General features: G+C 68.5%; 18 protein-coding genes, 1 tRNA gene and 3 pseudogenes. 16 read left to right on the top strand and 6 right to left on the bottom strand.

From position 1 onward, the window contains the following. Positions 1-3: 3 nt before the first annotated feature. The 4 genes and pseudogenes from macS to NTM_RS21765 form a co-directional block, all read left to right on the top strand. A pseudogene (macS, locus tag NTM_RS21780) lies at positions 4-1,131 on the top strand (MacS family sensor histidine kinase); the annotation flags it as partial. After that, on the top strand, positions 1,128-1,781 hold the full coding sequence (locus NTM_RS21775; protein ID WP_163767742.1) for a response regulator: 654 nt from the start codon (positions 1,128-1,130) through the stop codon (positions 1,779-1,781). The pseudogene macS and the gene NTM_RS21775, both read left to right, overlap by 4 nt. A gap of 45 nt (positions 1,782-1,826) precedes the next feature. Next, positions 1,827-3,638 (top strand): DUF2339 domain-containing protein, encoded by a 1,812-nt coding sequence (locus tag NTM_RS21770; RefSeq protein WP_163767740.1) that lies wholly within the window; start codon positions 1,827-1,829, stop codon positions 3,636-3,638. Positions 3,639-3,670: 32 nt separating this feature from the next. Next, positions 3,671-4,174, top strand: a complete 504-nt coding sequence (locus NTM_RS21765) for a Dps family protein (RefSeq protein ID WP_179963973.1) — start codon at positions 3,671-3,673, stop codon at positions 4,172-4,174. Here NTM_RS21765 and NTM_RS21760 read toward each other — a convergent pair. Beyond that, entirely contained in the window at positions 4,149-5,423 is a 1,275-nt protein-coding gene (locus NTM_RS21760) for an adenylate/guanylate cyclase domain-containing protein (protein WP_170311992.1), read from the bottom strand. The genes NTM_RS21765 and NTM_RS21760 overlap by 26 nt on opposite strands. A 159-nt stretch (positions 5,424-5,582) precedes the next feature. Here NTM_RS21760 and NTM_RS21755 point away from each other — a divergent pair. Both NTM_RS21755 and NTM_RS21750 read left to right on the top strand, forming a co-directional pair. Next, positions 5,583-6,051, top strand: a pseudogene (locus tag NTM_RS21755) (succinate dehydrogenase/fumarate reductase transmembrane subunit); the annotation flags it as partial. A gap of 289 nt (positions 6,052-6,340) precedes the next feature. Then, positions 6,341-6,916: pseudogene (locus NTM_RS21750) on the top strand (anion permease); the annotation flags it as partial. Between the two features lie 29 nt (positions 6,917-6,945). Here the strand turns inward: NTM_RS21750 and NTM_RS21745 are convergent. Next, positions 6,946-7,019, bottom strand: a tRNA-Leu gene (locus NTM_RS21745). Between the two features lie 69 nt (positions 7,020-7,088). Here NTM_RS21745 and NTM_RS21740 point away from each other — a divergent pair. The 7 genes from NTM_RS21740 (at position 7,089) to NTM_RS21710 (ending at position 13,323) form a co-directional block, all read left to right on the top strand. Beyond that, positions 7,089-7,730 carry a two-component system response regulator PdtaR gene (locus NTM_RS21740; protein ID WP_163767738.1) on the top strand — a complete coding sequence of 214 codons (642 nt, stop codon included), beginning with the start codon at positions 7,089-7,091 and terminating at the stop codon, positions 7,728-7,730. 212 nt (positions 7,731-7,942) lie between these two features. After that, complete coding sequence (locus NTM_RS21735; protein WP_163767736.1) at positions 7,943-9,154, top strand: branched-chain amino acid ABC transporter substrate-binding protein; 1,212 nt, start codon at positions 7,943-7,945, stop codon at positions 9,152-9,154. Between the two features lie 97 nt (positions 9,155-9,251). Beyond that, complete coding sequence (locus tag NTM_RS21730; RefSeq protein ID WP_163767732.1) at positions 9,252-10,262, top strand: branched-chain amino acid ABC transporter permease; 1,011 nt, start codon at positions 9,252-9,254, stop codon at positions 10,260-10,262. After that, positions 10,259-11,404 carry a branched-chain amino acid ABC transporter permease gene (locus NTM_RS21725; RefSeq protein ID WP_163767729.1) on the top strand — a complete coding sequence of 382 codons (1,146 nt, stop codon included), beginning with the start codon at positions 10,259-10,261 and terminating at the stop codon, positions 11,402-11,404. Before NTM_RS21730 ends, NTM_RS21725 begins: the two co-directional genes overlap by 4 nt. Continuing rightward, a complete protein-coding gene (locus tag NTM_RS21720) occupies positions 11,401-12,252 on the top strand; it encodes an ABC transporter ATP-binding protein (RefSeq protein WP_163767727.1) in 852 nt (283 codons plus the stop codon). Before NTM_RS21725 ends, NTM_RS21720 begins: the two co-directional genes overlap by 4 nt. Beyond that, positions 12,236-12,982 (top strand): ABC transporter ATP-binding protein, encoded by a 747-nt coding sequence (locus NTM_RS21715; RefSeq protein WP_163767724.1) that lies wholly within the window; start codon positions 12,236-12,238, stop codon positions 12,980-12,982. Before NTM_RS21720 ends, NTM_RS21715 begins: the two co-directional genes overlap by 17 nt. Positions 12,983-12,996: 14 nt before the next feature. Next, positions 12,997-13,323, top strand: coding sequence for a YnfA family protein (locus NTM_RS21710; RefSeq protein WP_163767720.1), 327 nt, complete (start codon positions 12,997-12,999; stop codon positions 13,321-13,323). A 9-nt stretch (positions 13,324-13,332) separates the two neighbouring features. On the opposite strand, the gene NTM_RS21705 is transcribed toward NTM_RS21710, so the two are convergent. Further along, positions 13,333-14,217, bottom strand: a complete 885-nt coding sequence (locus NTM_RS21705) for an SCO6745 family protein (protein ID WP_163767717.1) — start codon at positions 14,215-14,217, stop codon at positions 13,333-13,335. A gap of 85 nt (positions 14,218-14,302) precedes the next feature. Between NTM_RS21705 and NTM_RS21700 the strand changes: the two genes are divergently transcribed. Beyond that, positions 14,303-15,040, top strand: coding sequence for a DUF4333 domain-containing protein (locus NTM_RS21700; protein ID WP_232079808.1), 738 nt, complete (start codon positions 14,303-14,305; stop codon positions 15,038-15,040). A 25-nt stretch (positions 15,041-15,065) separates the two neighbouring features. Here NTM_RS21700 and NTM_RS21695 read toward each other — a convergent pair whose 3' ends face one another. After that, positions 15,066-16,007 carry a DoxX family protein gene (locus NTM_RS21695; RefSeq protein ID WP_104860986.1) on the bottom strand — a complete coding sequence of 314 codons (942 nt, stop codon included), beginning with the start codon at positions 16,005-16,007 and terminating at the stop codon, positions 15,066-15,068. Between the two features lie 72 nt (positions 16,008-16,079). On the opposite strand from NTM_RS21695, the gene NTM_RS21690 reads away from it, so the two are divergent. Beyond that, a complete protein-coding gene (locus NTM_RS21690) occupies positions 16,080-16,778 on the top strand; it encodes an MBL fold metallo-hydrolase (RefSeq protein ID WP_163767715.1) in 699 nt (232 codons plus the stop codon). 16 nt (positions 16,779-16,794) lie between these two features. On the opposite strand, the gene NTM_RS21685 is transcribed toward NTM_RS21690, so the two are convergent. Then, a complete protein-coding gene (locus tag NTM_RS21685) occupies positions 16,795-17,712 on the bottom strand; it encodes a LysR family transcriptional regulator (RefSeq protein ID WP_104860988.1) in 918 nt (305 codons plus the stop codon). Positions 17,713-17,760: 48 nt separating this feature from the next. Between NTM_RS21685 and NTM_RS21680 the strand changes: the two genes are divergently transcribed. Further along, positions 17,761-18,573, top strand: coding sequence for an enoyl-CoA hydratase/isomerase family protein (locus NTM_RS21680; protein ID WP_104860989.1), 813 nt, complete (start codon positions 17,761-17,763; stop codon positions 18,571-18,573). Positions 18,574-18,578: 5 nt separating this feature from the next. Here the strand turns inward: NTM_RS21680 and NTM_RS21675 are convergent, their stop codons facing one another. Next, positions 18,579-19,772, bottom strand: a complete 1,194-nt coding sequence (locus NTM_RS21675) for a phosphotransferase (RefSeq protein WP_163767712.1) — start codon at positions 19,770-19,772, stop codon at positions 18,579-18,581. Positions 19,773-19,871: the final 99 nt, after the last annotated feature.

Raw genomic sequence — 19,871 nt, 5'->3', positions numbered from 1 at the left:
ACGGACCCGGCTACGCCGCTGTGGCGGGCCGCCCAGGTGTTCCGGCTGCTCAGCTGCGGGTACGCGCTCGGTTTCCAGCTGTCGGTGAACGACGATCTGCAGGCTTCCGGCGTCGCCTGGGTGCTGTTCGCGGTGTTGCTCGCATGGAGCGCGGCGTGCGCCGTCGCCTATCTGCAGGGGTTCGGCAGACGTCCGGCGTGGGTGCTCGCCGAGGTCGCGGTCGTGGTGGCGCTGATGCTCTCGACGGAGTTCGTCGCGTCCGACCAGTGGGCGCTGGACAACCAGTCGTGGCCGACCACGCTGTGGGCCACCAACGCGACGATCTCGGCGGCCATCCTGTCCGGTCCCGTTCCCGGCATGCTGGCCGGGCTGGTCGTGGTTGCGGCCAGCGCCGTGCTGAAGGGCTATGTGAGCATCGACCTCGGCCGCAACGCCACCATCGTGATCGAGCTCGCGGTCGGTCTGGCTGTCGGCATGGCAGCGCAGACGGCGCGGCGTGCGCACGCCGAGCTGCAGCGGGCGACCCGGCTGGCCGCGGCGCTGGAGGAGCGGGAACGGTTGTCCCGCCAGGTCCACGACGGCGCCATCCAGGTGCTCGCGCTGGTGGCCAGGAAGGGCCGGGAGATCGGCGGGGACACCGCGCGGCTGGCCGAGCTCGCCGGTGAGCAGGAGCGCGCGCTGCGCCGCCTGGTGAGCTCCGCAGAGGCGCCGTCCCAGGACGACACGGTTGCCGATCTGGGCGCCATGCTGCGCGCACGCGCGTCCGACCGCGTGTCGGTCAGCGTGCCCGCCGAGCCGGTGCTGCTCGAATCCTCGCTCGCCAGGGAGTTCTTCGCGGCGGTGACCAACGCGCTCGACAACGTCGAGGCCCACGCGGGCCTCGGCGCCCGGGCGTATGTTCTGCTCGAGGACCTGGGCGACTCGGTCACCGTGAGCGTCCGGGACGACGGGGTCGGCATCCCCGACGGGCGGCTGGAGGATGCAGTGGGTGAGGGACGGGTCGGAGTCGCGAAATCGATTGTCGGCCGGATGAACTGGCTGGGTGGCCGCGCGGAATTGACCACCGGCGCCGGATCCGGAACCGAATGGGAGTTGACGTTGCCGCGCGCACCGGGGATACCGCACCGATGACCGGCGCCGGAACGACCGTGATGGTCGTCGACGACCATCCGATCTGGCGGGAGGCGGTGGCCCGGGATCTGGCCGACGACGGCTTCGAGGTGGTCGCGACCGCTGACGGTGTCGCGTCGGCGAAACGCCGTGCGGCCGTGGTCCGGCCCGCTGTCGTGTTGATGGACATGCGCCTCGGCGACGGCGACGGCGCGCAGGCGACGGCGGAAGTTCTTGCGGTGTCGCCGTCTTCACGGATCCTGGTGCTGTCGGCCTCCGACGAACGCGACGACGTGCTGGAGGCCGTGAAGGCAGGCGCCACGGGCTATCTGGTCAAGAGCGCGTCCAAACAGGAACTCGCCGACGCGGTGCGCGCCACGGCGCAGGGCCGAGCCGTGTTCACCCCCGGTCTGGCAGGCCTGGTGTTGGGTGAGTTCCGCCGCATCGAGCGCACCACCACCGATGGATCGGACCGCCCCGCGCTGACCGACCGTGAGACCGAGATCCTGCGCTACGTCGCGAAAGGCCTGACCGCCAAGCAGATCGCGAATCGGCTGTCGCTGAGCCACCGCACCGTCGAGAACCATGTGCAGGCCACCTTCCGGAAACTGCAGGTCGGCAACCGAGTCGAACTGGCTCGCTACGCAATCGAACACGGGCTGGACGAGTAGTAGTACTCATCCCGCAGGCGATGGTTCTGCGCCACGATGGCGGACATGACTGAACCGCACTCTGCCGTCATCTCCCGGCTGTCCGCGGACTTCGCCGCGATCTCGCATCAGCTGACGCGGGTGTCCGGTGATCTGGCCGAGCTGGACCGGATCCTCACCGAGCGCCCCGGCGTGCCTGGGCCTGTCGCGATGCCCGTGCCACCCGCGTCGCCAACTCAGCCGGTGCCGCAGCCGTACTGGCCGCAGTATCCACCGCCGCGGCCGTCGCCGGTGTGGCAGCCGCCCGCGCCGGTGCCGCCGAAACCGCGCACCGAGCGGTCGGAGGGCTGGATCGGCAAGCTGCTGGCGGTGGCCGGGGTCGCCGTCACGCTGATCGGCGTCGTCCTGCTGCTGGTGCTGGCCGCGCAGGCGGGGATCCTGCGTCCGGAGTTCCGGGTGGCCGCCGGCGCAGTGCTGGCCGCCGCGCTGGTCGCGGTGGGGTGGTGGTTGAACAGCCGTCCCGGTGGCCGGGTCGGTGCGATCGCCGCGGTCGCCACCGGAATCGCCACGGCCTATATGGACGTCATCGCCGTCACGACGATCTACGAATGGGTGGCACCGCCGGTGGGGCTGGTCGTGGCCGCGGCGATCGGCGGTGCAGGGCTGACCATGGCGCGGCGGTGGGACTCCGAACATCTGGGCTTGTTGGTGCTGGTGCCGCTGATCGGACTCGCACCCGTTGTCACCGACGGCATCTCGCTGCTGTTGATCGGCTTCATGCTGGCGCTGGCGGCGGTGTCGCTGCCCGTACAGCTCGGCAGGGACTGGATCTGGCTGCACGCGGCGCGGATCGCCGCCGCGGTGCTCCCGCTGCTGGTGGCATTGCTGGCCCGGTTCGTCGACGGCCGCGACGATCTGCTGCTGGCCGCCGCATGCGGCATCGCGGCGGTGATCGCGGTGGTCGCGGGGCTGATCCTGTTGCCGCGCACCACGAATCGGGTCGCGATGGCGTTGCTGACCGCGGCAGGTGTACTCCCCGCGCTGTGTGTGGGTCTCGCGGTCGACCGGGTGGTGGCGGCCTTGATGGCCGCGGCGGTGGCTGCCACACTGCTGGCGGTCGTGCTGCTCGCCGACAGCTGGCCCGGCGTCGCGGGCGTCGTGCGGCACGTGCTCGCCGCGACGGCGGCGGTGGCCGTCCTGATCGCCGTGACCGCCGGCTTCGACGGCAGACTTGCCGGGCCGGTACTGCTCGCGATCGCCGTCGTGCTCGCCATCGCTGCCCGCAAGGACACCGTAGCCCGCTGGGCCTCAGCGGGATTCGCGGTCTTCGGCACACTTGCGCACCTGGCATACGCGCCGCCGGATGCGCTGTTCGACCCGATTCCGGTCAGCGCGGCCACCGGGGTGTCGACATTGGTGTCCAGCGTCCTGCTCGCTGTCGCGGCGGTGGCGCTCGTGCGGGCGTGGGATCCGACGGAGAGCGCGCTCTGGGTCGGTGCGGCCGCTGTCGTGGTCTACGCGGTGACCACCTGCACCGTGACTGCCGGCATGCTCGTCGCGGGTGGCCAGGGCGGCTTCTATGCGGGTCACATGGCCGCGACCATCCTGTGGATCGTGATGGCGGCGGCGCTGTTCGGCTACGCGGCCCGGATTCCGCGTGAGGATCGTTCGGTCCCGATCGGCGGGGGACTGGGCCTGGTGGCCGCGGCGATGGCGAAGCTCTTCCTGTTCGACCTGGGCACGCTCGACGGGATCTTCCGGGTGGTGGTGTTCATCGTGGCCGGCCTGATCCTTCTCGGCATGGGTGCCGGCTATGCGCGACTGCTGGAGAGGCAGGACCGCCAGGTTGTGGTGAAGAGCACAGAAAACATGGGCTAAACTGGACTCAATCCAGAAAGGGAGGCGTTGACATGATCATGAACACAGCATCGAAGACACGTCGTACCGAAGCCGAGGTCACCGGGTTCCAGGCATCGCCGGAACTGAGCGCCGCATTGCAGCGCGTCCTGGTCGACCTGATCGAACTGCAGTTGCAGGGCAAGCAGGCGCACTGGAACGTCGTCGGCACCAACTTCCGTGACCTGCACCTGCAGCTCGACGAGGTGGTCGACTTCGCCCGCACGGCCAGCGACACCGTCGCCGAACGGATGCGTGCGCTCGACGCCGTCCCGGACGGTCGCTCCGACACCGTCGCCGCGACCACGTCCCTTCCCGAGTTCCCGGCTTATGAGCACAGCACCGGGGACGTCGTCGACCTGATCACGACGCGAATCTACGCCGTGGTCGACACGCTGCGCACGGTCCACGATCCGGTGGATGCCGAGGATGCCAGCACCGCGGACATCCTGCACCAGCTCATCGACGGCCTGGAGAAGTTGGCGTGGCTGGTCAAGTCGGAGAACCGTAAGGTCTGACGCCATCCGCGGAGCGGTGACCGACGAGGTACCAGGTGTGCATCGTACCTTTGCCCTTGACGTCGACGACGCCGCGTTCTTCGAGGACGAAGTCGTCTCGAAGGCGGTGATAGACGTTGTCGGGCACCTGGATTCGGCCCGCCTCGTCGGTTGTCTCCATTCGCGACGCGACGTTGACGGCGTCGCCCCAGACGTCGTAGAAGAACTTCTTCGCGCCGACGACGCCGGCGACGACGGGTCCGCTCGCCATCCCGATGCGTAACGGAACATCGCGTCCCCGTGGATCTTTCAGGTCCGCCACCGCGACGGCCATATCGAGGGCGAAGCGCGCCAGCGCCTCGATGTGGTCGTTGCGGGGGACCGGGACACCGCTGACGACCATGTACGAGTCACCGCTGGTCTTCACCTTCTCCAGACCGTGGCGATCGACCAGGGCGTCCAGATCGGTGAACAACTCGTCGAGGAAGCGGACGAGTTCAGCGGGCGTGGTATCGCTCGCGCGAGTGGTGTAGCCGGCGATGTCGGCGAACAAGATCGAGGCGTCGTCGTACTTGTCGGCGATCACCGTGCGTGTCGGATCCTTGAGGCGTTCGGCGATCGGCTCGGGAAGAATGTTGGTGAGCAACCGTTCCGAGCGCTCGTACTCGGCGTCCATCGCCTCCTCTGCGCGGTAGATCTCGCGCATCGTGTACCAGATGGTCGCCACGATCATCACCCCCGAGGTGATCACCGCCGTCACGAATCCGGCAGTCAGGGTCCAGGCCGGAACCAGACCGCGATCGTGGGGCACCGCAAGCTCCAGTGCGACCGTCAGCACCGCGCCGATCGCGCCGATCGCGCACGCCATCCCTATCCGCTCGATACCGAGTACCAGCACCAGCAGCGATACCGCGACCAGGAAGTAGAACTGCATGCCCGACCCGGTGCCGACGGTGTAGCAGACGAATCCGACCGACACGTAGGCGAAGGTGACGAACGTCAGCGGCGCGAGGACCTCGCCGAACCGGCACAGCCGCGGAATGGTCAGGAACACCGCGGCACAGGCCAGTTGAGCCGCACCCAGCCACCACAGGGAGCCGCCGAAGGCGATCAGGAACGCCCCGAACCCGGCTGACGCGGCCGACGCGATCCAGCTCGCGATCACCAGCACCCGCCGTCGTCGTCCGGCCCGCTCGGCGCGGTGCCGTTCCGGTGACCAACGGGCTTCCTGCGCCACCTCAGGGATGCAGATCGGCCGAACGTTGACCACGGGCGAAACCCTACGCGCCCGCCCCCCGGATCGACTGCGCAATGAAACGACCCGGAGCAGCTTTTGTGGCGGGGCGGGTTGGGGGTAGGTGTGGCATCCACCATCGAGCAGTCGGCCGCAGACAGCGCCGACGCCGGCCATGAGGTCGCTCGCAAGCCCATGCGGCAACGGTCCGACTGGCAGTGGCAGGTGCAGCCCTCCTCGGTCACGCTGGAACTGATCATGGCCGTCGGCGGTGCGGTCTTCGCGCTCTTCGTACTGGTCCACATGATCGGAAACCTGAAGGCGTACACCGGCGCGACGCATTTCGACGATTACGCGCACTGGTTGCGCACACTGGGTGAACCGTTGCTGCCCTACGAGGGTGCCTTGTGGATCCTCCGTCGTCGGCGGCGTTGTGTTGTTGTTGTTCATCATCTTTCATGTTCTCGGCCTCACCACCGGGACCCGCCCGGCAGCCGGTGAGACGTTCCGTGCCGGGCATGCCTACGGCAACATGACCGCCAGCTTCGACCGGCCCGCGGTCGCGCTGTTCCATTTCCTTGCGATGGCGGTCCTGGGCTCGCATCTGGGCCATGGGCTGTCGACGGTGGTCGACGACTTCGGCGTCACCGGCTGGCGCACGCGGCCATTCCGGTTGCCGTGCAACTGGGACTGTTGTGAACGGGCCCCGAGCGGTTGCGCATCGTGGGCGGCGCCGTCGACGGTCGTGTCCCCGCGGGGGATCCGTCCGCTGCCTGGGCGCAACGCATGCTCGACTACCGCCTCGTCAGCCCGCTGAACCGGCGTACTACACCCGGGGCCAGACGGGACAGCAGCTGCAGACGCGGCCAGCCAGGCGCTGCTGGCCTAGGTCGACACCGGCGCGGTCACGCTGCACACCCGCTGCGAGGTGCTCGACCTGATCGTGGCCGACGGTGACCCCGGCGATGTTCCTGACCGCGATGGCGGGCAACCCGGTGGCCCAGCAATCCGCCCGCGATCTGGGCGTCGAGATCTCCTGGGTGGGATGGGCGTCGGCGGCCGTGGTGCCCGGGCTGGTCAGCCTGCCGGTGGTGCCGTGGGTGATGTCGAAGATCTACCGGCCGACGGTGGTCAAGACGCCGGAGGCAGGCGAGGCGGCACGCGCGCAGTTACGTGAGTCCGGTCCGATGTCGCGCCGGGAATGGATCATGGCCTCGACGTTCGTCCTGCTGCTGATCCTGTGGTGCCTGGGCGACGTGCTCAACATCGACGCGACGACCGCCGCGTTCGCCGGCGCCGCGATCGCCACCGGCGCACCGCCGCTGTTCGCCGCGCTGGTGTTCGGGTTCATCGGCAGCCTGTTCGGCGGCCTCGCGCACGACTCGTCGGGGCCGGCGGGCGTGATCTACGGGTCCGGTTACGTCAAGACCAGCGAGCTGTTCCGGATCGGGTTCGTGATGAGCATCGTCAACATCGCGATCTGGACGTCCGTCGGGGGACTGTGGATGAAGGTCATCGGCGTCTGGTGAGCAGGCCGGGACAACGCTGGCTTCTTGAGTGCCCTCGGTGAGATTCGAACTCACACTGTACGGGTTTTGAATCCGTTTCCTCTGCCAGTTGGGATACGAGGGCGTGCGGCCTATCACCATAGATGATGGCCCCGCGCTCGCCCATATCGCCTGCGGGCTTCACAATGTCTGCATGTCATCCGCTTCCGCGTCATCCCCCGACGCCGCCGCCACGCCGCACCGCGTCCTGATCGCCGAGGACGAGGCGCTGATCCGGCTCGACCTGGCAGAGATGCTGCGCGAGGAGGGCTACGAGATCGTGGGCGAGGCCGGTGACGGCCAGGAGGCCGTCGATCTGGCCGAGTCGCTGCGCCCTGACCTGGTCATCATGGACGTGAAGATGCCCCGCCGCGACGGCATCGACGCCGCGTCCGAGATCGCCAGCAAGCGCATCGCCCCGATCGTGATCCTCACCGCCTTCAGCCAGCGCGAACTGGTCGAGCGGGCCCGCGACGCCGGCGCGATGGCCTACCTGGTCAAGCCGTTCAGCATCACCGACCTGATCCCCGCGATCGAGGTCGCGGTCAGCCGGTTCAGCGAGATCTCCGAACTGGAGAAAGAAGTCGCGACGCTGTCGGACCGGCTGGAGACCCGCAAGCTCGTCGAACGCGCCAAGGGTTTGCTGCAATCGAAGCAGAACATGACAGAACCCGAGGCGTTCAAGTGGATCCAGCGCGCGGCGATGGACCGGCGCACCACGATGAAGCGCGTCGCCGAGGTCGTCCTGGAGACTCTGGACCCGCCCGCTGGCGCGCCCGAGGCGGACGAGAAGTAGCACCACTGGGCCCTCGGCCCCGTTAAGTCTGCGTTTCCGGAGCGGTCTTTTCTCTGGTGACCTGGTTTATCCACGCGACGCGTTTTCGAACGGCACGCGCTACCGCGGCGTGGCGGTTATGGTCGTCGGCGAAGCATCGCCGACGTGATCGTCAGTGGTTATCGGACGGACACCCGAAGATGTCGAGACAAACACTGAACCGGAGGTGGGACGTGCGCGGTCGCGTGGCACGCAAGGCATTTGCTCTCGGGGGCGCGGGGTTGATTGCGCTGGCTATGGCCGGCTGTAGTCAGGGCTCGCCCGAAGAGGAAGCAGCGCAGTCGAATCTGAAGATCGTCGAGAAGGTGCAGATCGACGAGACCGGCGCCGAGGTCGCCGCCAGCGAGGGCGCCGCCCCCGCCGATCCGGCAGGTGACGGGCAGGCGACCTGCCCGCCGGTGTCGATCGCGATGGCCGGTGCGCTCAACGGCCCCGACGCTGCGCTCGGCATCAACATCAAGAACGGCGTCCAGCTCGCGATCGACAAGCACAACGCGGCCAACCCGGGCTGCCAGGTGCAGCTCAAGCCGTTCGACACCGAGGGCGATCCGCAGAAGGCCAGCGCCATCGCCCCGCAGATCGTCGACGACCAGTACACGATCGGCCTGGTCGGGCCCGCCTTCTCGGGCGAGACCAAGGCCACCGGCGGCGTGTTCGACCAGGCAGGTCTGGTGTCCACCACGGCGTCGGCGACCAACGTGACGCTCTCGGAGAACGGCTGGAAGACGTTCTTCCGCGGCCTGGCCAACGACGGCGTGCAGGGCCCGTCGGTCGCGAACTACCTGAAGAACACCCTGGGCCACAAGAAGGTCTGCGTCGTCGACGACAGCACCGACTACGGCCTCGGCCTGGGACAGGCGGTGCGCGAGACCCTCGGCCCGGTGGCCGACTCCGCGTGCAACATCTCGGTGAAGAAGGGCGACAAGGACTTCTCCGCCGCGGTGACGCAGATCAAGGGCGCGGCCCCGGATTCGGTGTTCTTCAGCGGCTACTACGCCGAAGCCGCACCGCTGGTGCAGCAGCTGCGTGACGGCGGGTTCGAGGGCGTGTTCGCCAGCGCGGACGGCACCAAGGACCCGGAGTTCGTCAAGCAGGCGGGCGAATCCTCCAAGGGCGCCGTGCTGGCCTGCCCGTGCGGCCCGGCCACCGGCTCCTTCGCCGAGGAGTACCAGGAGAAGTTCGGCCAGGCGGCAGGCACGTACAGCGCCGAGGGTTATGACCTGGGCACCATCCTGCTCAAGGGCATCGATTCCGGTGCGATCACCCGCCCGGCCCTGCTGGACTTCGTCCGCAACTACAAGGGACAGGGCGTGGCCCGCGAATACCAGTGGACCCCTGAAGGTGAGCTCACCACCACATTGATCTGGATCTACGACGTCCAGTAACCGCTGAAGCGAAACGCGTCCGAGAGCTCTTGGCTCGGACGCGTTTTCGCTCAGCAGTCCTTTTCGACTCATCCCCCGCCGAGGAGCTCACCACCGGATGAATCTGGCCGCAAACATCAACTTCAATGTCGGTGCGCTGGTGGACAGCTTCTGGCAGTTGACGATCGACGGCCTGTCCTGGGGAGCGATCTACGCCCTGGTCGCGGTCGGCTACACCCTGGTCTTCGGGGTGCTGCGCCTGATCAACTTCGCGCATTCCGAGATCTTCATGCTCGGCATGTTCGGGGCGTACTTCGCGCTCGACGTGATCCTCGGCTTCACCCCGAGCGGCAACGCCTACAACAAGGGTGTCGGGTTGACGATCCTGTATCTGGGCGTCGCGATGCTGTTCGCGATGGCCGTGTCCGGAAGCGCGGCGATCGGTTTGGAGTTCATCGCCTACCGCCCGCTGCGCAAGCGCAACGCGCGGGCGCTGACATTCCTGATCACCGCGATCGGTATGTCTTTCGTGCTACAGCAGTTCGTGCTGTTCATCCTGCCGAAGCTGATACCGGGCTACGGCGGGCCCAACGCCCAGCAGCCGATCGTGCTGGTGCAGCCCAAGACCCAGTTCGAGCTGTTCGGGGTGTCGATCTCCAACGTCACCATCGTCATCATCTCGGCCGCGCTGGTGCTCGCGGTGCTGACCGACATCGCGATCAACCGCACCAAATTCGGCCGCGGCATCCGCGCCGTCGCGCAGGACCCGACGACAGCCACCCTGATGGGGGTGTCCAGGGAACGGATCATCATGACGACGTTCCTGATCGGCGGTCTGCTGGCCGGTGCGGCCGCGCTGCTGTACACGCTCAAGGTGCCCCAGGGCATCATCTATTCCGGCGGATTCCTGTTGGGTATCAAGGCGTTCTCGGCGGCGGTGCTCGGCGGCATCGGCAACCTGCGTGGCGCGCTGCTCGGCGGGCTGTTGCTCGGGGTGATGGAGAACTACGGCCAGGCGGTGTTCGGCACCCAGTGGCGTGACGTGGTCGCGTTCGTGCTGCTGGTTCTGGTGCTGCTGGTCCGTCCCACCGGAATCCTCGGTGAGAGCCTCGGGAAGGCACGCGTATGACACGGGTGATGGATTGGTGGGACGGCCTGACCCGGGCCCAGAAATGGGTGTTCGGCATCGTCCTGTTCGCCGGGATCGCGTTGTCCCCGTTGTTCAAGCCGGGATTCATCAACACACCGGGAATCAGCTTCGGCGGCACCATGGCCCAGTTCGCGATGGTCGCGATCATCGCGATCGGGCTGAACGTCGTCGTCGGGCAGGCGGGTCTGCTCGATCTCGGCTATGTCGGGTTCTATGCCGTCGGCGCTTACACCGTGGCACTGTTGACCAGCCCTGAGAGCCCGTGGAACCAGATGAGCCCCAAGGGTTTCCTGACCACTCCCTGGGCCTGGCTCGCCTGTGTGCCGCTGGCGATGGCGGTGACCGCGCTCAGCGGGCTGATACTCGGCACCCCGACGCTGCGGCTGCGCGGGGACTACCTCGCGATCGTCACCCTCGGTTTCGGCGAGATCATCCGGCTGTTGGCCGACAATCTGGCCGACATCACCAACGGTCCCCGCGGTCTCAACGAGGTCGCCTTCCCGCACTTCCTGGAGAATGAACAACATCCCCAAGGCGTGTTCTCCGTATCCAATTCGGGGGGTGATGCGAACTACGGCACCTGGTGGTTCTGGCTCGGCCTGATCCTGATCGTCGTCATCCTGCTGCTGGTCGGAAACCTCGAACGCAGCCGGGTCGGACGCGCTTGGATCGCCGTCCGCGAAGACGAGGACGCCGCGGAGGTGATGGGCGTCAACGCGTTCAAGTTCAAGCTGTGGGCGTTCACGATCGGCGCGGCCATCGGAGGGTTGTCCGGTGCGCTCTACGCGGGGCAGGTGCAGTACGTCGCGCCGCCGACGTTCAACATCATCAACTCGATGCTGTTCCTGTGCGCCGTGGTGCTCGGCGGGCAGGGCAACAAGCTCGGCGTGATCCTGGGCGCGTTCATCATCGTGTACCTGCCGAACCGGCTTCTGGGAGTGCATTTCCTCGGCATCGACATGGGCAACCTGAAGTACCTGTTCTTCGGGCTGGCGCTGGTGGTGCTGATGATCTTCCGCCCGCAGGGCCTGTTCCCGGCCCGCCAGCATCTGCTCACCTACGCCAGAGCCGCCCGCAAGTTGTTGCGGGCCCAGCCGACGGACACGGAGCCGGTGAAATGACCGAGCCGGAGACCTTCGAGGACGCTGTCGCCGACATCGCCGGCGTGCACCGCGACATCCACGCCGGCGAAGGCGAGGTGCTGCTGCAGACCACCGATCTGACCGTGAAGTTCGGCGGCCTGACGGCGCTCGACGCGGTGACGTTCAACATCCGTCGCGGCGAGATCCTCGGCCTCATCGGACCCAACGGCGCGGGCAAGACGACGTGCTTCAACGCGATCACCGGTGTCTACCGGCCGACCTCGGGCACGGTGACGTTCGACGGTTCCCCGATCGGCAGGATCAAACGCCACCAGATCACCCGGCTAGGCATCGCCCGCACCTTCCAGAACATCCGGCTCTTCGGTGAGATGACCGCGCTGGAGAACGTGATGGTCGGAACCGACGCCCGCCACCACACCTCGGTGCCCGGGGCGTTGATCCGCTCGCCGCGGCATCGCCGTGAGGAGAAGTCGGCGATCGAGCGGTCGGCGGCGCTGATGCATTTCGTGGGCATCGCGCACCGGGGTGAGGAGAAGGCCAAGAACCTGTCCTACGGCGACCAGCGCCGGCTGGAGATCGCCCGGGCGCTGGCCACCGAACCGAAGCTGCTGTGCCTCGACGAACCCGCGGCCGGGTTCAACCCCAGCGAGAAGTCGGCGTTGATCGACCTGATCCGCAAGATCCGCGACGACGGCTACACCGTGCTGCTGATCGAACACGACATGCGGCTGGTGATGGGGGTGACCGACCGCATCGTGGTGCTCGAGTTCGGTCGCAAGATCGCCGACGGCCTGCCCGCGCAGATCCGCGAGGACCCGAAGGTCATCGCCGCTTACCTGGGGGTGCCCGATGACGAAATCAGCTGACGACTCCCGCCCCGTGCTGCTGGACGTGCGCGACGTCGTCGTGCACTACGGCCGGATCAAGGCGTTGCACTCGGTGTCGCTGACCGTTCACGAAGGCGAGCTGGTCACGCTGCTCGGCTCCAACGGTGCCGGCAAGACGACGATGATGCGCGCGATCTCGGGCCTGTTGCCGCTGACGTCGGGTTCGGTGTGGTTCGACGGCAAGGACATCAGCCGCGTCCCCGCGCACAAGCGGGTGACCGACGGGTTGATCCAGGCTCCGGAGGGCCGCGGAGTGTTCCCCGGCATGACGATCATCGAGAACCTCGAAATGGGTTGCTACAGCCGCAAATTCCCGTCGAAGGCCGAGCACGACGAGCGCCTCGACTGGGTGTTGCAGACCTTCCCGCGGCTCGCCGAGCGGCGCAGCCAGGTCGGCGGCACACTGTCCGGCGGTGAGCAGCAGATGCTCGCGATCGGACGGGCGCTGATGGCCCGGCCCAAGGTGCTGCTGCTCGACGAGCCGTCGATGGGTCTTGCCCCGATGGTCATCTCGCAGATCTTCAAGATCATCGCGGAGATCAACGCAGGCGGGACCACGGTGCTGCTCGTCGAGCAGAACGCCCAACAGGCGTTGAGCCGATCCGACCGGGCGTACATCCTGGAGACCGGCGAGGTCACCCGCACGGGCGTCGCGCGGGAGCTGTTGGCCGACGACAGCATCCGCGCCGCGTACCTCGGTGTCGCATAGGCAAGGGTAGACCCGTGATCGTCAAGTCTGTGCTGCTGTTCGTCCTCGCCGCGATCCTGGAGATCGGCGGAGCGTGGCTGGTCTGGCAGGGATTTCGGGAGCATCGCGGCTGGCTGTGGATCGGTGCGGGCATCATCGCGCTCGGCGCCTACGGGTTCGTCGCGGCGTTTCAGCCGGACGCCAACTTCGGCCGTGTCCTTGCCGCGTACGGCGGGGTGTTCGTCGCGGGTTCGCTGCTGTGGGGGATGGTCGCCGACGGCTTCCGACCGGACCGGTGGGATGTCGTCGGCGCAGCGGTCTGCCTCGCCGGCGTGGGCCTGATCATGTACGCCCCGCGCTGACGCGTCCTGTCAGTCCAGGCGTGCGCTGCCGTCGTCGAGGTCGTCACGGCTGAGCCCCATCGGTGTCCCTGCGGGGACGTCGCCCGCGGCGACCACCTTGCGGGTGATCGGGGTGAGCGCTTGGAACAGGGCTTCTACGTCGCTGTCGTCGAGCCCGGCGAGCACGGGCAGCGCGATCGCATCGGTGCGGTCCTCGATGTGGCGCTTGAACATCCGGCCCTGCTCGGTCAATGTGCCGTCACCGTCGAGCAGACCGCGGCCGCGCAGCGCCTCCTGGTGCAACGCCCACTGGTCGTCGTCGTAGTCACGCGCTCGTTTGATCATCTCCGCGGGCACGGCCCCGGCAGCGGCGTGCAGCACGTTGCACTCGCGCCCGGACAGCCCCTCGGCGGTCAGCACGGCCACGTGACCGTCTCCGCGGTGCTCGCGCAGCAGCGTGGTCGCATGCCAGAGCCGCGCCTGCGGATCCGACGGCCACGGCAACGCGCGGTTGGCGCCGTAGAGCACGCGGCCGTCGGTATCGGCCGATGCGACCGCCCGCTGCACCAGGTCGGCAACGGTCGCGGCCTCCTCGTCGCCCACGCCGCACCGCCGCAAGGCCGCCGCCGCCGAACTCTCCCGGGCGGCCAGCGCCGCGGCGGGCGAGGCGACATCCCACGCCGCGGGCAGCGCCTTGGCCACCCGTTCGGCCGTGAAGTTGTAGAACGCGGCGGTGACCACGTCGGCGGGAACCGGGCCCAGCGGAGCCGAGCGGGCGGCGAAGTAGCCCGACCAGAACCCCCGATATCCCAGACCGTCGAGTGCGGCACGGCTTTCCGGCGAGAAGTAGGTGACGGCGTGGACGGGTTCGGCGCGGTCGTGCAGGCGTCGCGCGGTCAGGGTGGTTCTGGGCATGTGAGCAGTAAAACATCGAAGCCGGCCGGCCCCGAAGCTCTCTGCTAGGGTGCCTGCAAACTTCCTACCTGCGACGGGATACCACGTGAGGAAGGCCTTCGTTCCCCTCGCCGCGATGGCCCTCATCACCTCGGCGGCCGGATGCGGCGTCCAGACCCCCGACGACGGGCTCCCGGCCGTGGCGACCACGGATCTGCAGTCCGACATCACCGCGCGGCTGAGCGAAGCAGGCGCGACCCCGGAATCGGTCTCGTGCAGGGATCCGCTTCCCGGCGAGGTCGGGCAGACGGCCCGGTGCGAGGTCGTGCTCGGACCGACCAACAGGTTCGAACCCATCGTGACCGTCACCGCCGTCGACGGCGACAGGATCGAGTACGAATTGACTCCCGCGCTGTCGCCGGAGCAGTTGGAGCGTGCAGTCACCCGATTGGTGGACGAGGCTGGCGGCCCGCCGACGTCGCACGTCGAATGCCAGACGGGCCTGCTCGGGGTGTTGGGGGAGACGGCCCAGTGCGAGGTCACCGCCGACGGGGTCACGTTGCGGCGTACCGCCGAGGTCACCAGCCTCGACGGGCTGCTGATGAACTTCGACCTGGTGCCGATCCTGACCAAGACGGAGGTCGAGCAGTCGTTGCTGGCCGAGTTGGCGCGCCACGTGGCACAGCCCCCGGACTCCGCCACCTGCTCGGGCGACCTCGAGGGCAGGCCCGGCAACACGGTGGACTGCGCCGTCGTCGCCGGACCGGAAACCGCAACGTTCGTCCTGACCGTGACCGCCGTCGACGGCACCAACATCGACTACAGCTACGCGCCGCGGGACTGAGCGATCTCGGTCGGCGCGAAGAGAGTCAGCGCAGGCGGTGTTGCTGCTTCTTGGCCTGCTTCTTCGCCTGCTTGCCGGCCTTCTTGGCCTCTTTGCTCGCGGCATCGGCCAGCACGGCGGCGCGTTCACGCGCCAATTCGGCACGCTCACGGGCCAGTTCGGCCAGTTCTGGCGCGCGATGGCGGGCCAGTTCGGCCAATTCGGGCGCGCGGTGGCGGGCCCGGTCGGCCAGTTCCTCGCCGCGGCCCCGGGCGATCTCGGCCAGTTCGGGAGCGCGTTCGCGGGCCAGTTCGGCGAGTTCGGTGCCCCGCTCGCGGGCGACCTCGGCCAACTTGCCGCCGCGGTCGAGCGCCACCTCGGCGAGCTCCGAGCCTCGTTCCCCGGCGATATGTGCGAGCTCGCGTCCGCGTTCGGCGCCGACCTGCAGTCCGTGCCCGACCTTCTCGGCAAGCGGGCTGTCGACGAGCGAGTTGCCGGCGGCAGCGCCGGCAGGCAGCGCCGACGCGACGGCTTCGGACACCTTGCGCGCGGCCCGGCGGCCACGCCACCCGAGTGACGGCTTGCCCTCGGTGTCGACGGCAGCGATGATCAGGCCGCCGATCAGGCTGACGTCGGTGATGAAGGCGCGACGTTCGTCGGCCTTTCGCTGCGGGTCCACCTCGGTCCAGAAGGCATGGCCGCCAAGGGAACTCGGTACCACGCTGAGCGCAAGAGCCGCCGAGGCGAATCTCGGGAGCCGACCGGCGGCCAGCAGCAGGCCACCGCCGATCTGTACCGCCGCGGTCACCTTCGCCACTGTCTCGGCGTTGGTCGGCAGATTCGTGCCGACCGGATCGGGCAACTTGCTGAGCTCTTCGAGCGTCTGCCGGGTGGCATCGGTCGCCGGTTTCGGGCTACGCAGGGCCTCGATTCCCCGCGAGATGAACACAGCGGACAGCATGGGGCGCGCAACACGTCGGATCAACATGGGGCCTGTGTTCCCAGGCACACCGGGCGGCAAACCACGGCTCAGGAGCGCTGCCGAAGTACCCTCCCAGGGGTGGCGACGCTGGTCTGGGAGCGGATCACCGAGCATGTGATCCGCTGCCGGCTGCCGTTCTGCGACGTCACGGTCGGTGCCGTGTGCGCCGACGGTTCAGCGCTCCTGATCGACACCGGCACCACGGTTTCCGAGGCGCAAACGGTGGCGCAGGACATCGCCGACCTCACCGGCTGCACGGTGCGCCATGTCGTGCTCACGCACAACCACTTCGACCACATCCTCGGGCACTCGGTGTTCGCCGCGGCGACGATGTACTGCGCCCCCGAAGTGGTGACCGCGCTGACCGAGCGCCAGGCGTGGCTGCGCGACGACGCCGTGACACACGGCGCGGACCCGGCCGAGGTCGATGCTGCTCTGGCCTCGGCAGTCTGGCCTCGGCTCGCCGGCGGCGCGGCAAACCTCACCCTCGCCGAAGACGTCACCGTGCGGATCCTGCATCCCGGCCGGGGGCACACCGATCACGACCTGGTCGTGCTGGTCGCCGACGGGCCGCACACCGTGGTGTTCTGTGGCGACCTGGTCGAGGAGTCCGGCGATCCGTGCGTCGACGACCAGTCGGACCTGGCGGCCTGGCCGGCGACGCTGGACCGGTTGGCCGCGCTGGGTGGTCCGGCCGCGCGGTATGTCCCGGGGCACGGAGCGGTGGTCGACGCGGCCTTCGTGCGCCGGCAGGCGCGCTGGCTCGCCGCGCGATGACGGTCTCGGTGCCCGTTCAGCCGCCGTCGGCCTGGGGCCGCGGCCAGAGCAGGTGGTGTGGTGCGCCAGGTGGTGGCCGCATCCGGTCGAGGATGGCCCGCAGCGGTGACCACGCCGAGCGGCCCTTCCTCGTCACCGCGTAGGCCGTCAGCATCACGTCGGGGTTGTGCAGCGGAAGTACGGTGACCCCGGGGCCGGTGGGCCTGCCGAGCGGAAGCAGCCCCACCCCGAACCCGCCGACGATCAGGTCCTCGACCAGATCGAGGCTGTCGATCTGGTGGGCGACCGCCGGCGTGAACCCGGCCAGCGACGCCAGTGTGCGCACCGCCGTCTCGTCGGCGGTGTTGCGGGAGTTCACGATCCAGGCGGAGTCGGCGAATGCGGTGATCCCGGCTCCGGCCGGGGTTCCGGCAGGCACTCCAAGACCCCATCCGGTCGACCACAGCGGCATCGTCTCCAGCGCGGCTCCCGGCGACGCCGGCGCCAGGTTGTAGTCGTAGGTCAGCGCCAGGTCGAGGTCGTCGGCGGCCAGCAGCGTGAACGCCTCGGTCGGCTCGTACTCGCTGATCACCACCTCCACGTTGGGATATCGCGTGCCGAGGTCGGCGACGATCGGCAGCAACGACACCCGGATACCGGTGGCAAAGCCGCCCACCCTGACGGTGCCCGCGGGTTCGGCATCGGGATCGAAGTCGAGACGGGCGGCGTCGACCGCCGCGAGGATCGTCACGGCGTGATCGGCGAGCCGGCGCCCGGCCGGGGTCAGCCGCACCCGGCGTCCGTCCGGTTCGATCAGCTGGGCGCCGGTGTCGCGGGCCAGCGCGGCGATCTGCTGCGACACCGTGGACGTGGTGAGCCGGTACTCGTCGGCCACCGCCCGCATGGAGCCGAGCCGCGACAGGGCCAACAACAGTTCCAGCCGCCGGGTGTCCATCCTTGGATTGTCCCCAGTGCGCGCCGTGTCGGTCGGTAAGTTCGCCGCATGACCGACCTGACCGTCTCCGTCGCGGACGGGGTGGCGGTGCTGACGCTGAACAGACCGCAGCAGCGCAACGCCTACACCGCCGAGATGGGTCAGCTGCTCAACGCCGCCTACCGCGTATGCGACGACGACGACGCGGTCCGCGCGATCGTGCTGACCGGTGCCGGCGACGCGTTCTGCGCCGGCGCCGATATGGCTTCCCCGGCGGGGCCGTTCGAGGCCGGCGCGGAGGGCTTCACCGCGTCGCCGACCGATCCCGCGGCATTCGAGCTGCGAACTCCCGTGATCGCGGCGGTCAACGGCCATGCGATCGGCATCGGGCTGACCATCGCGCTTCAGGCGGACCTGAGAATCATGGCCCTCGATGCGAAATACGCTGTGGCGCAAGCCCGCCGCGGAGTCCTCGGTGATTGCATGTCGCACTGGACGCTGCCCCACCTGGTCGGCGGCGCGGTGGCCGCGGATCTCCTGCTGACCGGTCGGACCTTCGACGGGGCCGAGGCCGAGCGGCTCGGGATCGCCAACCGGGCGCTGCCCGCCGGTGAGGTGTTCGATGCCGCGTGGGGGATCGCGCGTGACCTCGCGGTCAATGTCGCCCCGATGTCGGCGGCGCTGAGCAAGCGGTTGTTGTGGGACACCATGACCAACGGCTACAGCGCCCGGCAGGTGGCGCGGTTGGAGACCGAGCTGCATCACCGGGTGATGGGCAGAGCCGACGCGCGCGAAGGTGTCGCGGCATTCCGCGAGAAACGCGCCCCGCGGTGGAGCGCGTCGGTGTCGGGGGAGTGGGAGCCGCTACCCGCGCCGGACTGAGGCCGCTAGACCGCGAGCGCGGTGATGGAGTCGAGGTCGCAGACCTGATGGGCGAGACGGTCGATGGCGCAGAGCGTGTATCCCCGCGGCTGCAGTTCGGGCTCGAACCTGTTGCCGCCGAGCGCGAACAGTCCCAACGTCAGCCCGTGCAACGTCTGCTGCCGGTAGGCCAGCCAGGCGGCGTCGAAGGACGGGGGCGTCTGCACGCCGCCGTCGGCGAGACGCTCCAGGTAGAGCCGCAGCAGATCCTCCTCCCAGTCGCGCCGGTCGTCGACGTCGAGACAGCCGCCGAGGGCGTAGGCGACGTCGAGGGCCCAATGGCCGCGGGCCACGCACTGCCAGTCGTAGAGGCCCATGCGGCCGGTGTCGTCACGCAACCAGTTGCCGAGATGAAGATCCTGGTGCAACAGCGTCTGCGGGGCGCCCGTGTGTAGCGCGAGGGACTCCGTCAACGCCGGACAGATCTCGTCGCGCTGTGAATACAGCACGCCGGGAAGGACGTCTTTGGCTCGTTCCAACCCGGTCGCCATCCTCTTGGCGAACCCCACCTTGCGGTTGACGTTCTCCCGCCACTGCGGGGTGGGTTCGAGGTCGCACAGATCGGTGTCGAAGCGGGGGCTGTCCCAGAATGCACCGTGGTAGGCCGCGATCTCGGAGACGATGTCCTCCGCGTCGGCCCGGTCCACGGGGTTGTCCATCGGATCGGGGAACGTCCATGCCCGTTGCGTCAGGTCCTCCAGCAGGACCAGCGACCGGAACGACTCCGCGTCGAATCCGGCGAAGTACGCGGTCGGGCTGCGCAGGGTCAGCGACGGCCGGGCGTAGTTGTAGAACGCGGCCTCGCCGCGCACGATACCGGTGACACCGAGCAGCAGGCGGGAACCGAAGCTCGCCGTCGACTTGGTGAAGATCCGGTGGGGGAGTCCGGCGGACTCGCCGGCCGCGTTGTACTCCAGGGCGAGGTAGCGCCGGGTGCTCGTGCCGTTGTCGCCGCCCTCGATGCGGACGTCGGTGACCGCGGCGCCGGGCAGATCGCGGCACAGGACCTCGGTGAGCCAATCCGGCGTGATCGCCTCGGCCGAAACCGGCACATGGGACGCGTCGAGGGGGACGGGCCGCGGGCCGACACGTTCCCATGCGATGACCACTCCGATACGGCCGACCGTGGAGATCAGCTCCAGGTTCTGCGTCAGCGCCATGTTCACCTCACCCTGTTCAGCGGGATCAAAATTAACAGACGTGTAGATGCTTGGAGGCCGATCAATCGTTCGGAATTCATGAACGGTATGTCGTGCGAA

It is taken from the genome of Mycolicibacterium parafortuitum (assembly GCF_010725485.1).
Lineage (GTDB): Bacteria > Actinomycetota > Actinomycetes > Mycobacteriales > Mycobacteriaceae > Mycobacterium.
This window is presented reverse-complemented; position numbering and strand designations above follow the sequence as displayed.

Coding starts and splice junctions, on each gene's coding strand:
- NTM_RS21775 (WP_163767742.1), top strand. CDS start 1,128: ATGACCGGCGCCGGAACGACCGTGATGGTCGTCGACGACCATCCGATC.
- NTM_RS21770 (WP_163767740.1), top strand. CDS start 1,827: ATGACTGAACCGCACTCTGCCGTCATCTCCCGGCTGTCCGCGGACTTC.
- NTM_RS21765 (WP_179963973.1), top strand. CDS start 3,671: ATGATCATGAACACAGCATCGAAGACACGTCGTACCGAAGCCGAGGTC.
- NTM_RS21740 (WP_163767738.1), top strand. CDS start 7,089: ATGTCATCCGCTTCCGCGTCATCCCCCGACGCCGCCGCCACGCCGCAC.
- NTM_RS21730 (WP_163767732.1), top strand. CDS start 9,252: ATGAATCTGGCCGCAAACATCAACTTCAATGTCGGTGCGCTGGTGGAC.
- NTM_RS21725 (WP_163767729.1), top strand. CDS start 10,259: ATGACACGGGTGATGGATTGGTGGGACGGCCTGACCCGGGCCCAGAAA.
- NTM_RS21720 (WP_163767727.1), top strand. CDS start 11,401: ATGACCGAGCCGGAGACCTTCGAGGACGCTGTCGCCGACATCGCCGGC.
- NTM_RS21715 (WP_163767724.1), top strand. CDS start 12,236: ATGACGAAATCAGCTGACGACTCCCGCCCCGTGCTGCTGGACGTGCGC.
- NTM_RS21705 (WP_163767717.1), bottom strand. CDS start 14,217: ATGCCCAGAACCACCCTGACCGCGCGACGCCTGCACGACCGCGCCGAA.
- NTM_RS21695 (WP_104860986.1), bottom strand. CDS start 16,007: ATGTTGATCCGACGTGTTGCGCGCCCCATGCTGTCCGCTGTGTTCATC.
- NTM_RS21685 (WP_104860988.1), bottom strand. CDS start 17,712: ATGGACACCCGGCGGCTGGAACTGTTGTTGGCCCTGTCGCGGCTCGGC.
- NTM_RS21680 (WP_104860989.1), top strand. CDS start 17,761: ATGACCGACCTGACCGTCTCCGTCGCGGACGGGGTGGCGGTGCTGACG.
- NTM_RS21675 (WP_163767712.1), bottom strand. CDS start 19,772: ATGGCGCTGACGCAGAACCTGGAGCTGATCTCCACGGTCGGCCGTATC.